Genomic DNA, 13408 nt, shown 5'->3' with positions numbered 1-13408 from the left:
CCCGACCAAGTGGTTGGGGCACTCGGCATTTCAGGCTCCGTCGAGCCCGATCGTCAGATAGTTCACGAAGAACTCGTTGTTCAGCGCGTAACGCGAGCGCCGCAGCCGGATCAGGGCGATGGCGTCATCGACCGAATGCCCCAGATCCAGCAGCGTCTGCGCGACCACCAAACCCGAGCGGTTGTATCCGTACTGGCAGCGCACCATGACGCAGCGATCGGCACGAACCGCGGCGGCGGCGATCCTGGCCAATTCGCGCGCCGCCGTCAGCTGCTCGGCGCGCAGCTCCGCATCCGGAATGGCCAGGTGATGGTGTTCGACATCCGGTCCAGGCCCGTGTCCGTCGGCCTGGAACAGGCTGATCACCACATCGAATTCGGTCCCGACGATGGCGGGCACCCGCACGCCATCGGCGTTCCCGTAATGGTGCCCACCCATCCACAGCTGTGGCACGATCTCGTGCCACGGCGCATCCGCATCCGGTGTCCGCGCCTTGGGTGGCCGCTCCCACTGGATCCCGGGCGGCCGCTCCAGCTGCACCATTGTCGCCTCCCCGCATTTCGGCCGAACTTCTACCACCGTACCGCCGTCATATGCCATCGCGAAGGCACCGGAAACGCGGACGCGGGCGGTGCCATCCGCTCTCGAGCGCCTGGCAATCTTCGAGTGAACAATGACCTTTAAGTGGTGCGAGTCCGGGTATGCGGCCGGTATGGAGCTTCTATTGGTACTCGTCGTGATACCGGTGGCCGTTGCCATATGGGTGCTACGACGTAAACGCGCAGGGAAACCGTCGGATCCGGAAATGATCACCGGCAATGAAGGGCGGCGCCATGTCGATGGATCCTGATCCGCGGCGCACTCCCGATCTCGAGGCGGGTGGCGGCGTCCGCCCCGGCTCGACTCCGCCGGAGACCGCCCAGACCTCCGGTCTGTCCGCCCCCGAACCGCGCACCAGCCGACGCTTTCCGCCCACCGGAGTCGGCTTCATCGCCATGGGCTCGGTGCTGGCGATCCTGTTCATCGTGGTGGCGGTGTTGCTGGTGATAACACTGCTCTGATCCGATAGAACACGTTCTAGACAGATATAGCATTTTGTCTTACTCTCGGACCATGACGACAGAGTTGTCTCACCGACCGCGTTTCGAATTGAGATCTGCGCAGACCTGGCGCGACCCGTGGCAGATGTATGCCGGACTGCGCGCCCATGACCCCGTGCATCATGTTGTGCCCCAGGATGATCCGGCGAGCGACTACTACGTCCTGTCCCGCTATTCGGATGTGTACGCGGCGGCGCGGGATGTCGCGACCTTCTCCTCGGCGGGCGGCCTGACCGTCGACTACCGCGACCTCGGCGAGATCGGGCTGCCCGAACCGCGGCCGTTCGTCTTCACCGATCCGCCGGATCACACCACCTTCCGCAAACAGGTCATGAAGGGTTTCACGCCGCGACAGGTGCGCTCGGTCGAACCGCAGGTGCGCGCGTTCGTCGTCGAGCGGTTGGAGCGGCTGCGCGCGGCGGGCGAGGGCGATATCGTCGTCGAACTCTTCAAGCCGCTGCCGAGCATGGTGGTCGCGCATTATCTCGGCGTGCCGGAACCGGATCGGCCGAAGTTCGACGAGTGGACCGATCTCATCATGACCGCCTCCGCGGGCGGCAGTCCGCTCGATGCCCAAGAGGCGATCGGCGAATTGATGCAGTACTTCACCCATCTCATCGAACGCCGTCGCGCCGAACCCGCCGACGATACGATCTCGCATCTGGTGGCTTCCGGGCTCGGCGCGGATGGCGACTATGCGGGCATCATCTCGATTCTCGGCTTCGCCTTCACCATGATCACCGGCGGAAACGACACCACCACCGGCAATCTCGGTGGCGCGGTGCAATTGCTGACCGAGCGCCCGGATCAGCGTCGGCTGCTGATCGAGAATCCGGCGCTCATCCCGGACGCGGTCGAGGAGTTCTTGCGGCTCACCTCGCCGGTGCAGGGTTTGGCGCGAACCATGGTGCGCGACGTCGAGATTCACGACACCACCATTCCGGCCGGACGTCGCGTGCTGCTGCTGTACGCCTCGGCCAACCGCGACGAACGCGAATTCGGTTCCGATGCAAGCGAACTCGACGTATTGCGGCGGCCAAAGCAGATCCTGACATTCAGCCACGGCAACCATCACTGTCTCGGCGCGGCCGCGGCACGGATGGTCGCGTGCGTCGCGCTGGAGGAATTGCTTGCACGGTGCCCGGATTTCGTCGTGGATATCGACCGCGTGCGTTATGCCCCCGGCAGCTACGTGCGCTGGCCGGATCGGGTGCCGTTCCGGGTGTCGCGATGACGAAGGCCGCGGGTGGGCCGGGAGATTGGTTGCGCCCCAGGCGCGCCGATATCGCGGCCGAGCAGATTCTCGATGCCGCCGCGCAGCTGTTCGTCGAGCGCGGCGTCACGAATACCGGTATGGGTGATGTCGCGAAGGCCGCGGGTTGCTCGCGCGCCACTCTGTATCGCTATTTCCCGAACCGCCAAGCGCTGCGAATCGCCTTCGTGCATCGCGAAGCTCGTCGGGTCGGCGCCGCGGTGGCCGAGCGGACTCGCGAGATCACCGATCCGAGCGAGCGCATCGTCGCGGTCATGCTCGCATCGTTGCGTGCGGTCCGTGCCGACCCGACGCTGATCGCGTGGTTCACCGCGGGTGATGCTGGCATCGCCAATGAAATCGGTCAATCCTCCGAGGTCATCGAGGCCATTGCCGCCGGGCTGCTGCCGCCGACGGCCGATCCGGATCGTTCCCGACTGGCCCGCTGGTTGGCTCGCATCATCATGTCGCTGCTCACCGCGCCCGGTCGCGACGAGGCCGATGAGCGGGTGATGTTGGAGCAGTTCGTCGCGCCGGTCGTCACGGGCGCGTTCGCGAACTGACCGCACCGCTGCGCACTTGACTTGGAGCGCACTCCAAGTCGTAGCGTCGATGACGAAATCGTCGACCAAGGAGGAAAGCCTCGCATGATTGCGACCAGGAAGCTAGGTCAGTTGACCGTTGGCGCACAGGGTCTGGGCTGCATGGGCATGAGCCAGGCCTATGGCGTGCGCGATAACGACGACGAATCCATTGCCACCATCCACCGTGCGCTGGATCTGGGCGTGACGATGCTGGATACCGCCAATGTCTACGGCCCGGAGACCAACGAGCGTTTGGTCGGCAAGGCCATCGCCGACCGCCGCGACCGGGTGGTGCTCGCGACCAAATTCGGCATCGTGTGGGGCGAGGACGGGAGCATGGGCGCCCGTGGCGACGCCGCGTATGTCAAGCAGAGCTGCGACGACTCGCTGGCCCGGCTCGGCGTCGACCATATCGACCTCTACTACCAGCACCGCGTCGATCCGAATGTCCCGGTCGAGGAGACCTGGGGCGCGCTTTCCGAGCTGGTGCAGGCGGGCAAGGTGCGCTACCTCGGCATTTCGGAGGCCTCGGCGTCGACCATCCGCCGCGCGCACGCGGTCCATCCGGTGACCGCCCTGCAGAGCGAATGGTCGCTGTGGACAAGGGATATCGAGGCCGAAGTGCTGCCGACCTGTCGTGAGCTCGGTATCGGTATCGTGCCCTTCTCGCCGCTCGGCCGCGGCTTCCTGACCGGCGCGATCACTTCCACGGCCGATCTGCCCGCCGACGATATGCGCCGCCGCCTACCGCGATTCGCCGATGACAACCTGGACAACAACCTCGCCATCGTCGCGGCGCTGCGCGAGTTGGCCGCCGAAAAGGGCATTACCGCAGGACAATTGGCGCTCGCCTGGGTGCAGAGCCGTGGCGCGGATGTGGTTCCCATTCCGGGCACCAAGCGCCGCACCTACCTCGAGGAGAATGTGGCCGCCGCCGAGATCACGCTGACCGCAGACGATCTCGCCCGCATCGATGCCGCCGCCCCCGCGACCGCCTTCTCCGGCGCGCGCTACCCGGAGCATCTCGCCAAGGCCGCTGGGCGCTGACATCGGCGGGCCGCGCAGAGCGTCCGCGCACCTCGCATAGCGACGCACCGGATGAAATGCCGTGCCTCGAATACGAGGGTCTGCGACGGCACTATTCGTCGGGGGGTACGCCCATGACGAGGCGGACCAGGGTGCGGGGGAAGCCTTGGAGGCGTTCGGGGGGATAGTTGACCGGGTCGCTGACTGCTAGTCGGCCGAGCATCTCGGCCACGGTCAGCAGCGAATTGGCGAGCAGCGCGGCATCCACACCGGCCCACCGGGGTTCGAGCGCCAAGCCCATGCGCACCAATGCCTCGGCGTGCTCGAGAATGATGGCGCGCGAATTGCGTAGTGCCTCACGATATTCCCGGGGAGCCCCGCCCGGGGTGGCGAGAATCAGCCGCCACCGGGTGGGATTCTCCAGGGCCATTCCGACGAATGCCTCCACCGTCGCCGATGCGGCAACGACGGGGTCGGAGCCGATCAGATCGGTCGGCATGGCCTCGACAACCTGGTCCAATCCGCGCTCGCGCTCGCGTTCCAGCAGCGCGGCGACCAACTCCGCGCGCGTCCGGAAAACGGTATAGAGCACCGGCTTTCCGACGCCCGCCTCTTGGGCCACCGCCTCCATGCTCAGCTCCGGCAATTCGATGCGGTGCAGCACTGCGAAGGCGGCATCGAGCACCTGGACGCGCCGCTGTTCGGGCGGTAGGCGCGGTGCATAACGTCGCTTCGGTCGGTTCGACGCGGTTCGCGATGTCGCCACTACCGCCTCACCTCCACCGGTTCATAGTGGCAGATCTTGTAAGTTATGTGGAATCGGTTCGACCGCACTACTTTTGGTGTCGAGAAGAAACATACCTGTTGTATTCGGCGGGGGAAATTGCTACGGTTGCGTTGTATTTGCTGCGACAGTGTACGGCGGCGGGCGCCAACGACGGTAGCCGCTCCCGACCTGTGTGGATCGAGCATCGGAAGATCTGGTACACGACGGAACGAGGCAAGTCGATGAGGCCGACGCCGACCGCGATCGGATACCTTCGTCAGGACGTGTCAGGCGATGCGATGGACTGGGACATTGCCCAGATCCGTAAGCTGGCAGCGCGATATGGATACGACCTCGCCGAAATCGTGCAACTGGACGGCGCGGGCACGCATATTCTCGCGGCATTGCGCGAAGTCATCCGCGAGACGGAAGCGGAAGCGGTGATCACGCCGAATCTCGCGCATTTGGACGATCGACCGGAAGAACTTGTGCGGGCGTGTGACGTAATCACCGTCAATCCGACGAATACCTATGCCCGGCGTGCATTTCCCGGGGAACGGGTGTGGGCTGATTAGCCTGCGCCGGACTCGGCGTTTACGATCTTCGCGTTTGCTTGTCGTCAGCTGCTCCATCAGATCAAGTTCGATCAAAAGGAGAAGGTATTCGTCATGGCAATTTCCCGGAAGATCGCGACAGCGTCGATCGCGCTCGCAGCGCTCGCCCCCGCATTCGCCGGTACTCAGCAGGCCGCGGCCGATCCGATTGCGGGAGGCTGCTCCGGCGGCCAATTCAGTTACAGCACAAGCCCGCTCGGTATGTCGGTCGCTCCGACCACCGCCACTTGGAACGGCAACCTTACCGGCTGCACAGGTACGCCCGCGGCCGGGGCGACCGTGAGCGGCACCTTCAACGGAAGCGGTAGCTGCGCCGATGTCGACGGGCAGATCGATGGCAAGGTCAACTGGTCCAATGGTGCGGTCAGCCGGATCAGCGGGCCGTGGCATGTGCCCGGTGGTGTCGGCACGGCGATGTCCAACACCGTGACCATTGTCGACGGGCCCGGTGCGGGTGGGCATATGGTCATCGAACAAGGTCCGATCGGCAATGTCATGGCCATGGCTGGGGCGTGTATCGCGGGCGAGGCCCGCGGTGCCGACGTGCCGATCCTCGCGGCGCGTTTCAGCTGAACCAACGGGTACCGGGCGCGCGCGCCCGGTACCCGTTTTCGCGCAAGCTCAGAAGCAGTAGGGGAACTTGCAGGTCGAGGGGTCGTTCGGGCCGAAGATGATCGCGATCAGCCCATTGATGACGGTGTCCGCAACGCCCGATCCGGTGCTGATCGCCACCTCCTGGGCGGTAGCAGACTGGTCGACGACGGCCACCTCGGCCGAGGCCGTCACGGGTGTGCTGATCAGGACACCGGCCGTAACCGCCAGCAGAACCTTCCGGATCATATTGCTACCTTTCGCTTTTCGGCTCATTACCCCCGCAGCCTATCGAGGACGTCGAGAAGACGAATCCCCGCCAGCGGTGGAGCGCTGCCGATCGAGCAGTGTCCGTTGGCAACCACGGGCCGCCGACGAATCCGGGTGGTGGACGGGGCGGTGGCCATTTCTGCGGTAGTATGCATTTCGTTGGGTAGTAGCCAACAATATGCATAGTTCCGGAGGTGGTGCTGGTGGCTGGGCGTCGCAGTACACCGCTGCCCAGTGAGCTCTGGCGGGCACCGCTTCGAACTGTGCGGCCCCAGGACTTGGCCGACGTCTACGCCCAACCGCGGCCCGAGATCGCGCGGCTCGTCGATCGGGGAGTGCTGCACCGCATCGCTCACGGCTACTACATCATCGTCCCACCGGACTACGTCGGCCGGCCCTGGCTGCCCGGTCTCGAGGCGGCGGCCGCGGGTATCGCGTCAACGATTTACGGGGCGGATCAGTTCGTCGTCATGGGCATCAGCGCGGCCCGCCTGCTGGGGGCCATACCTCGTGCATTGGCGACTGCGGTTGTCGCGGTTCCGAGTCAGCATCGGCCGATCGCATTGACCGATCGTTCGGCACGGGTTCGGTTCGTCCGCCGAGATACCGACGCACTCGACGCCGAGCGTATCGAAACTTCACTGGGGCCAGCGTTGGTCACAACTCCGGAACAGACGGTGCTCGATCTTGCCCGGCGCCCGGAGCTGGGCAATGCCGAGGCCGAGGTCCGTTCGGCGATCGAGACGCTCTACCGCCGGTGTGATTCGGCGAGACTCGCACAGCTCGCTACTGATCAGCGTCTGGGTGTGGCGCTTCGACGTGCGGAAAGTTGGGGCGGAGTATGAGCATCGGCGAACGTGACAGTGTCGCAATTCAATTCGGAGTTTCTCCGGAGCAGGTCGAGCGCGACTATCTGATCTCCCATCTGCTGGCTGCAGTCAGCCGAGGGTTCGGTGACCGGTTGCACTTCATCGGCGGAACTGCTCTTGCTCGTACGCATCTGGTGAGTGGCAGGCTCAGTGAAGACATCGATCTGGTTGCGTTGGACAATCGAACGGTACTGGCAGCCGAACTCGACGCAGCTTTGCCGCGATCCGTCGCGCGGAGCTACGGTCGGCTGGAATGGTCGCCGTCGCTGAGCGATGTCTCGGACACGGGGTGGCGGGCCCCGGGCGAAGACGACTGGAACACGCAGTTGGCCGGGCAGACCCGGCTGGTGATTACGGCTGAGACTGCGCTGGCCGCGGTTCGAGACGCCTGGGCCCGAGTTGCGGAATGACCGGTGCGTTCGACCAGCATCGGGAATGAGACTCGTGCGTCGGGGAGATTGATCCGTATCGCTGTCCCAACCTTTCGAGTCCCAACACGGTTGATCCCACTATCAGCACGTTCCCGAATCGGACGGGGGAGTGGCAACAGCGCTCGTGGATCGAGGCCTTCCGTGCGCGCCGAGGTCCGTTCGGTCCGAGGGGAATTCCGTTCTCCGATCCCTTGTCCGTGCTCACCGACGATTCCTTCACGCCATCAACGGATTTGCTACGCTTGCCGAACTTCCTGGGGAGGGTTCGACGCGTGCAAGAGATTGCGGAAACCGGTCGGCTCGGCTGGGCCTCAGTGCGGATTCTAACGCCCACCGGCGATGTGGTCGGCGCGGGATTTCTGGTGCGGTCCACTCTGATTGCGACGTGCGCGCACGTCGTATCGGCGGCGCTGGGTCGGGAACCGACGGACGAGAATATGCCCGAAGAGCCTGTGGCCGTGGACTTTCCGTCGGCCGATGCCGCAGTTCCGATACTCGCCCGGATCCGGCACTGGTCCCGCATCCGCGAGGACGGCCGCGGCGATATCGCCATCCTGGAGCTCCTCGCTTCGCCCCCCGATTCCATTGCGCCGCTGCCGTTCTGGCCCGCAGGCCAGCCTTGGGGTGGCGAGTTCCGGATGTTCGGCTTTCCTGCCGAGATGCCCGGCGGCGTCTGGGTGTCCGGTGAGTTTCGAGCCCCGCAAAGCCAGGGCTGGGTGCAACTGCAGGCAGCGACCGGCGGGCAGCCGATCACCGAGGGGTTCAGCGGCGCCGCCGTTTGGGACATCGAGGCGCATGCCGTGACCGGAATGGCGGTCGCCGCCGACCGTCGCCGCTACACCCGCACCGCGTTCATGCTTCCCATCGACGAGGTGCTGCGGCTGAATCCGGCGCTGCTGTCGAGCCCGTATCGCGGTATGGCGCCGTTCGACGAGGAGCACGCAGAGTTCTTCTACGGGCGGGAGGACGATATCGCGCGGGTACGGGAGACGCTGCGGCAGAGCGGTTTCGCCGCGGTGGTCGGACGTTCCGGTACCGGGAAGTCCTCGTTGATCCGAGCCGGGGTGATACCGCGATTGCGGCAGCAGGGGTGGCAGGTCGCCGCATTCCGGCTCAGCGGCGACGCCGCGACGGAATCCGGTGTGCGCGCGATCGGCTCCGGCATCGCCGCGGATGAGCCACTGTCGACCTGGTTGATCGAGCAGGCCGCGCCGGCGCCCGACGCCGATGACGTGGCCGTACTGCTGCGACAACTTCCGCCGCAAGGCACGGTGTTGTTCGTCGACCAGTTCGAAGATCTGGCGGTGGCGGCCCCGCGGCAGGCCCGTGCGCTATTGCAGGCGTTGCTCGAGCTCACCCGCGCCGACACCGAGGGACTCCTGGCGATCGTGCTGACGTTGCGTTGGGACGCACTGGACGACCTACTCGACGCTGAACTCGCCGAATTCCTCAGCAGCACAACGGTTGCGGTGGCCCCGCTGGGCCGTAGCCAACTGCGCGACGTGATCAGCCGCCCCGCCGCGCGTGCCGGAGTGGTGCTGGACGATGCGGTGGTGCAGCGGCTGATCGACGCTGTTTTCGACCAGCCCGGCGGGTTGCCGTTGCTGGCGTCGGTGCTGTCGGATCTGTGGGTTCGGCACACCGGCGGCCGGATCACCCTCGCCGATTACGAAAACGTCGGCAGCGTGGAGGTTTCCATCGCCCGCCGGGCCGAGCAGGTCATGGCGCAGTTCACCGATCCCGCCGAGCGGGCCGACGCGGAACGGCTCCTGAAGCTGCTCGCGGTGCCGACCTCGAGCGGCGCCGGATTCCTCCGAGTGGTGCTGCCGATGCGGGAGTACCCCGAACTCCGTGGTGTGGCCGGGCGGCTGGCGCTCGACCGCCTGGTCGTCGTCGGCCGCGACAAGAACGGCGCGGACACCGTCGAGCTTGCGCACCAAGCGCTCATCGACAACTGGGAAAGGCTGCACGACCTGCTGCAGTCCGACCGCGACTTCCGTGCCTGGCAGCAACACCTCGCGCAGGACCTGGACAACTGGGAACGGCGCGGTCGCGAGCACGACGCGTTGCTGCGCGGTACCGCTCTCGAGACCGCGGAGGACCAGCTCGAGGCTCGGAAATCCGATGTACCGCAAGCACATCGGGAATTCATCGCGGCCAGCCGCCGACTGCGTGGGCGGGAGGTGCGGCGCCTGCGGTTGGTGGCCGCAGCGCTCACCGTTCTGGTGGTCGTGGCCACGTCGATGGCGGTGGTCGCCTACCGGAGCAGTGCGGCTCGTGCGGCGCAGTTGCGGTTGCAGGCGGCGCGCAGCCTCGCGGCGGAATCCATGCGGGTGGCCGACTCCGACCTGGACAAGGCGCTGCAATTCGCGCAAGCCGCAGCGCGGTATGCGCCGGACGACGACATGGTGCGGACGGCACTGCTGAATCAGCAGGTGCGGTTGTCGTCCGTGACGGATTACCGGACCGGGCTTTGGCACGACGCGACATTCGGGGCGGCAAGTGGCGACGGGGCCGAGGTCGCGGTCGCCGAGGGCCGCGACGTCACAGTCTGGGCCGGTCTGCTCGGTGATGAGCCGATGCCGTGGCGACTTCCACCGACCGCCGGGAAGGTCGCCTCGCTGAACCTGAGCCGGAACGGGTCCGCACTCGCCGTGGTGACCGATGATGGTGCGGTCGCCGTCTGGGATGTTCGAAACCGCACCGGTCCTGCGTTGGTCCGTCCGCCGGAGCCTGCGCCACTGCTGCCCAATAGCGTGTCGACCGGCTGGGATCAGAGCGGGCGCTGGCTCGCGGTGCGACTCAACCGAGCGCAGGTCCAACGGGCAGAGCTGCAGCAGGTCCAGCACACCGACCTGCTGGAGGTATACGACATGGCGGGTGCCGGGCCCGTTCTGGTCTCTTCCCCGCCTCCGCTGGCGGATTTCGCCCAGTTTCCGGACTATGTCGACCCGACCGGCACCATGATCGCGATGCGCGAGTTGAAAATCGGGGTCACGCGCAACGTCGTGCGCGACGCCAAGACCGGACAGCCGATTCGGGAATTGCCGGCCGGTAAGATCACCTCGACCGGCCTGATCGCCGGATGTTCCGATGACCAACTGGTCGTCTCGGACGCGCTGACGGGGGCCGAACGTCTGCGGACGCCGCGCGGTTCCGGCTCGACGAGCGAGAACTGCAAGTGGGCCGTCGATAGCAGTGGGCGGTACGCGTGGTCGACGAGTATTCTCGCCGGCGATACGCTCGGCCAGACTCACCTCATCGACCTACGGACCGGCCAGGCCTTCGTCGTCCAAACAGCCAGCCTTCGGGACATGTCGGCCACAGTACTGGTCATCCCTGCCGACGACGGCCCGAGGCTGGCCCAGTTCACGCCGAGCGGCCTGCTCCGCTTCGCGCCTGCCGTGGCGATCTCGGACATGAACGTGTTCGCCGGATCGGTCACCGAACAGCGGATTGTCCAGTGGGGCCCCAACGGCTCGTTCGTTGTGGAAGTCGAATGCGGCCCAGAAGATGAGAATGCGACGGTGCGCGTCGTCGAAATGACCCCCGTCATAAGGGAAGTCGGGCGCATGACGGTCGGCCTTGCCGTGCGTGGGTCGATTCCGCCCGCGTCCGCCTACCGCATCACTGCCGACGGGAAGCATTTCGTCCTGTCGGGTGCGACGGGTGTCATGACCATCTTCTCGTTGCCCGGATTCGCTGTCGAGCAACGTATTTCGCTACCTGTCCCGCCCGAACTCGGACCTGGTCTGCGGCGACCGACATCCATCATGCAGCCCGGCGACGACGAGTTGGCCTTCTTCCATGCGGGCTCGGTCACCCGGTGGCGGATCAGCGATGGGAAACAGCTCGGCCAGACCGTGCGAACTTGGCGCGACACCGACGAATTGGTGTGGATGGTACGGTCCGGCGCGCAGGCGGCCCTCGTCCCGACGCACAACGACCAGCTCTTCACCGAGAACATCGACGGCGATACTGTCCGGGCCCTGGATGACGGACGAGTGCTCCGCACAGTACCCGTCACACCGATCGATCGCGGCAAGAGACAGGATGCCTTCGTCAGCCCTGCCGATCCACAGATATACATCAGGTACGAGTCCGGGGACGACGCCGTGGAGAATTTCGACAGCGGTGTGGAAACTCGTGCCGCACAACCGTTTCCGTCGGGCAATGGGGTCGGACTGACCGCCGATGGTCTGCTGGTGGTCGACAACGTCGGGACACTGGAGATCTGGGACTTCGATCGCGCCGCGAAGATCTTCGATGTGAAGATCTCGGACCAGCAGTACGAGGATATCTCCGGAGATACGCTGTACGCGCTGAATCCCGGTAGGTACTCCGGCAGTGGAGGTGTCGCGCGGTACTCGATCAATCTCGACCGCGATGGCGTACTGGGACGGCTCTGCGCGATCAGTGACCGCGAGTACACCCAGGCGGAACGGGACGAGCTGCCGGTGGGTGCCGAAACCACCCCACCCTGCCGCGGGATCTGACGATCATGCGACTGCCTCTTCGAGGTATTTTCGGACGCGCAACAGCCCGTCGTGGACGTATCCCTTGACGGTGCCCTCCGCCACGCCCATGACCTGAGCGGTCTCTTTGTAGGTGTTTCCCTCGTAGGTGTAGATGATGACCGCCTGGCGTTCCCTCGGCGGCAGTGCGTCCAAGAGCCGGATCAGCATGTCCCGCAAGGCGATCATGTCGTCGAACGGCAGGCCGGCATCGTCGGCGAGGACCGAGAGGCGTTCGTGTCCATCGGAATCCAGCCGTTCCCGGTCCTTCGCGGCCCGGACCATGGCATCCTTCACCAGGTTTTCCGCCGTGGTCCACAGGTACTTCCGGAGCCCTTCGACGTCGGTGATGTGGTCCGGCCAGCGCGCGTACACCCGCATGAACGCGGTCTGCACTATGTCGTCGGCGTCGGCACCGTTGCGCGTCAACTTGGTGATGCGGGCCAACAGCATCTCGCTTGCCGACTCGTATGCCTCCACCAGCATTTCGGTGAATGCTTGCTCCCGCTGCTCACCACCGCGGGCGATTCGGATGACGGCCGGTTCGGTATCGGCGGTGAGCAGCGTGAGTGGAGCCTGCGCACATTCGTGCAACACCACACGCAGCAAGGCGGCAAAGGAAATATCTCGGGCCTTGGCGGGATCGAGTGGCGCGCTCATGTGGTCTGGCTCCCTGTCGTCGCTCGGTATCTTATGCCCGATACGCGAGCCACCGCGTGGTCGAGGTCGCCGAGGTCAGGATGATCGTGGCGATCGGGAACACGGCCACGAATATGGCGAACAGCGGGCTGCCGACCACACCGTAGTCATCGGAGGCTCCGGCAACGGCAAGCACGACCACTGCCTCGATGATGCAGTAGGCGATGTCGACCGCAGAGCCGATGACGATCAGCCGACGGGCCGAGGCACGCTTGCGAAACATCTGGATGCCACCGGCGAGCAACATTGAACCGGCGAGCAAGAAGATCGGGATCGAGACCGCGAAAAGCAGTTGCGCCCCATTGGTTTCGCCCTCCGCGTCGAGATCGCTCAACATCGCTATCCCGGCGATGAGCACAAGAACACTCAGCAGCCGGTGCGTGCCGCCGAGGCAGGCGAGCACCCCGGCTGTGATGGCGGTCCCGCCGCTGGGCGGCGGCACCGGGTGTGAATGGGCAAAGTCGCCAGGGGCGGTGGGGCTCTGCATCATGGCGGATTCCTCCTTATCGAACTGGGTGTTCGTAGGGATCAACTGCCGTGGGTCACGAAACGTTGGGTGCTGCCGGTCTGGAGCTGTTATCCGGTCTCGGCGGATCTGCGTGATCGCTCGTCTGAATCCCACCTGGGTGATGTGGTCGTCGACGAGTCGGAGGGTCCTCATCCGATATGGTGGGGATGGAGGACCCTCCCGT

Annotated in this window: 14 protein-coding genes; 9 read left to right on the top strand and 5 right to left on the bottom strand. The window is 65.4% G+C overall.

The window, feature by feature from the left end:
- Positions 1-30: 30 nt before the first annotated feature.
- Complete coding sequence (locus ACQP1T_RS35630) at positions 31-543, bottom strand: protein-tyrosine phosphatase family protein (protein WP_433757371.1); 513 nt, start codon at positions 541-543, stop codon at positions 31-33.
- Positions 544-833: 290 nt separating this feature from the next.
- Here ACQP1T_RS35630 and ACQP1T_RS35625 point away from each other — a divergent pair, with 290 nt between their 5' ends.
- From ACQP1T_RS35625 to ACQP1T_RS35610, 4 genes are all read left to right on the top strand, one after another.
- Positions 834-1061: a DUF6480 family protein gene (locus ACQP1T_RS35625; RefSeq protein ID WP_433757370.1), complete on the top strand. Its 228-nt coding sequence runs from the start codon at positions 834-836 to the stop codon at positions 1059-1061.
- A gap of 52 nt (positions 1062-1113) precedes the next feature.
- Positions 1114-2334: a cytochrome P450 gene (locus ACQP1T_RS35620; protein ID WP_433757369.1), complete on the top strand. Its 1221-nt coding sequence runs from the start codon at positions 1114-1116 to the stop codon at positions 2332-2334.
- Positions 2331-2915: a TetR/AcrR family transcriptional regulator gene (locus tag ACQP1T_RS35615; protein WP_433757368.1), complete on the top strand. Its 585-nt coding sequence runs from the start codon at positions 2331-2333 to the stop codon at positions 2913-2915. Before ACQP1T_RS35620 ends, ACQP1T_RS35615 begins: the two co-directional genes overlap by 4 nt.
- Before the next feature lie 84 nt (positions 2916-2999).
- A complete protein-coding gene (locus ACQP1T_RS35610; RefSeq protein ID WP_433757367.1) occupies positions 3000-3983 on the top strand; it encodes an aldo/keto reductase in 984 nt (327 codons plus the stop codon).
- 91 nt (positions 3984-4074) lie between these two features.
- Here the strand turns inward: ACQP1T_RS35610 and ACQP1T_RS35605 are convergent, their stop codons facing one another.
- On the bottom strand, positions 4075-4728 hold the full coding sequence (locus ACQP1T_RS35605; protein ID WP_433757366.1) for a TetR/AcrR family transcriptional regulator: 654 nt from the start codon (positions 4726-4728) through the stop codon (positions 4075-4077).
- Positions 4729-4775: 47 nt separating this feature from the next.
- Between ACQP1T_RS35605 and ACQP1T_RS35600 the strand changes: the two genes are divergently transcribed.
- The gene (locus tag ACQP1T_RS35600; protein WP_433757365.1) at positions 4776-5303 is read left to right on the top strand and encodes a hypothetical protein; all 528 of its coding nucleotides are present in this window, start codon (positions 4776-4778) and stop codon (positions 5301-5303) included.
- Between the two features lie 93 nt (positions 5304-5396).
- Positions 5397-5915 carry a hypothetical protein gene (locus ACQP1T_RS35595; RefSeq protein WP_433757364.1) on the top strand — a complete coding sequence of 173 codons (519 nt, stop codon included), beginning with the start codon at positions 5397-5399 and terminating at the stop codon, positions 5913-5915.
- 48 nt (positions 5916-5963) lie between these two features.
- Here ACQP1T_RS35595 and ACQP1T_RS35590 read toward each other — a convergent pair whose 3' ends face one another.
- The gene (locus tag ACQP1T_RS35590) at positions 5964-6182 is read right to left on the bottom strand and encodes a hypothetical protein (RefSeq protein ID WP_433757363.1); all 219 of its coding nucleotides are present in this window, start codon (positions 6180-6182) and stop codon (positions 5964-5966) included.
- Between the two features lie 224 nt (positions 6183-6406).
- On the opposite strand from ACQP1T_RS35590, the gene ACQP1T_RS35585 reads away from it, so the two are divergent.
- The 3 genes from ACQP1T_RS35585 (at position 6407) to ACQP1T_RS35575 (ending at position 11999) form a co-directional block, all read left to right on the top strand.
- A complete protein-coding gene (locus ACQP1T_RS35585) occupies positions 6407-7048 on the top strand; it encodes a type IV toxin-antitoxin system AbiEi family antitoxin domain-containing protein (RefSeq protein WP_433757362.1) in 642 nt (213 codons plus the stop codon).
- Positions 7045-7482 (top strand): nucleotidyl transferase AbiEii/AbiGii toxin family protein, encoded by a 438-nt coding sequence (locus ACQP1T_RS35580; RefSeq protein WP_433757361.1) that lies wholly within the window; start codon positions 7045-7047, stop codon positions 7480-7482. The genes ACQP1T_RS35585 and ACQP1T_RS35580 overlap by 4 nt, the downstream gene beginning before the upstream one ends.
- Positions 7483-7775: 293 nt before the next feature.
- Positions 7776-11999, top strand: coding sequence for a trypsin-like peptidase domain-containing protein (locus ACQP1T_RS35575; protein WP_433757360.1), 4224 nt, complete (start codon positions 7776-7778; stop codon positions 11997-11999).
- Between the two features lie 3 nt (positions 12000-12002).
- Here ACQP1T_RS35575 and ACQP1T_RS35570 read toward each other — a convergent pair whose 3' ends face one another.
- Both ACQP1T_RS35570 and ACQP1T_RS35565 read right to left on the bottom strand, forming a co-directional pair.
- Positions 12003-12677: an RNA polymerase sigma factor gene (locus ACQP1T_RS35570; RefSeq protein WP_433757359.1), complete on the bottom strand. Its 675-nt coding sequence runs from the start codon at positions 12675-12677 to the stop codon at positions 12003-12005.
- A 31-nt stretch (positions 12678-12708) separates the two neighbouring features.
- Positions 12709-13206 carry a hypothetical protein gene (locus ACQP1T_RS35565; RefSeq protein ID WP_433757358.1) on the bottom strand — a complete coding sequence of 166 codons (498 nt, stop codon included), beginning with the start codon at positions 13204-13206 and terminating at the stop codon, positions 12709-12711.
- Positions 13207-13408 lie beyond the last annotated feature (202 nt).

The sequence above is a fragment of the Nocardia sp. CA-135398 genome (assembly GCF_050955845.1).
Classification (GTDB): Bacteria; Actinomycetota; Actinomycetes; order Mycobacteriales; family Mycobacteriaceae; genus Nocardia.
Note: the sequence above shows the minus strand (reverse complement) of the source record. Positions and strands in the feature narration are given on the sequence as shown.

What these genes read in the sequence shown, in the direction of transcription:
- ACQP1T_RS35615 (WP_433757368.1), top strand. Translation starts at nt 2,331, where the DNA reads ATGACGAAGGCCGCGGGTGGGCCGGGAGATTGGTTGCGCCCCAGGCGC.
- ACQP1T_RS35630 (WP_433757371.1), bottom strand. Translation starts at nt 543, where the DNA reads ATGGTGCAGCTGGAGCGGCCGCCCGGGATCCAGTGGGAGCGGCCACCC.
- ACQP1T_RS35565 (WP_433757358.1), bottom strand. Translation starts at nt 13,206, where the DNA reads ATGATGCAGAGCCCCACCGCCCCTGGCGACTTTGCCCATTCACACCCG.
- ACQP1T_RS35610 (WP_433757367.1), top strand. Translation starts at nt 3,000, where the DNA reads ATGATTGCGACCAGGAAGCTAGGTCAGTTGACCGTTGGCGCACAGGGT.
- ACQP1T_RS35620 (WP_433757369.1), top strand. Translation starts at nt 1,114, where the DNA reads ATGACGACAGAGTTGTCTCACCGACCGCGTTTCGAATTGAGATCTGCG.
- ACQP1T_RS35595 (WP_433757364.1), top strand. Translation starts at nt 5,397, where the DNA reads ATGGCAATTTCCCGGAAGATCGCGACAGCGTCGATCGCGCTCGCAGCG.
- ACQP1T_RS35580 (WP_433757361.1), top strand. Translation starts at nt 7,045, where the DNA reads ATGAGCATCGGCGAACGTGACAGTGTCGCAATTCAATTCGGAGTTTCT.
- ACQP1T_RS35570 (WP_433757359.1), bottom strand. Translation starts at nt 12,677, where the DNA reads ATGAGCGCGCCACTCGATCCCGCCAAGGCCCGAGATATTTCCTTTGCC.
- ACQP1T_RS35590 (WP_433757363.1), bottom strand. Translation starts at nt 6,182, where the DNA reads ATGATCCGGAAGGTTCTGCTGGCGGTTACGGCCGGTGTCCTGATCAGC.
- ACQP1T_RS35625 (WP_433757370.1), top strand. Translation starts at nt 834, where the DNA reads ATGTCGATGGATCCTGATCCGCGGCGCACTCCCGATCTCGAGGCGGGT.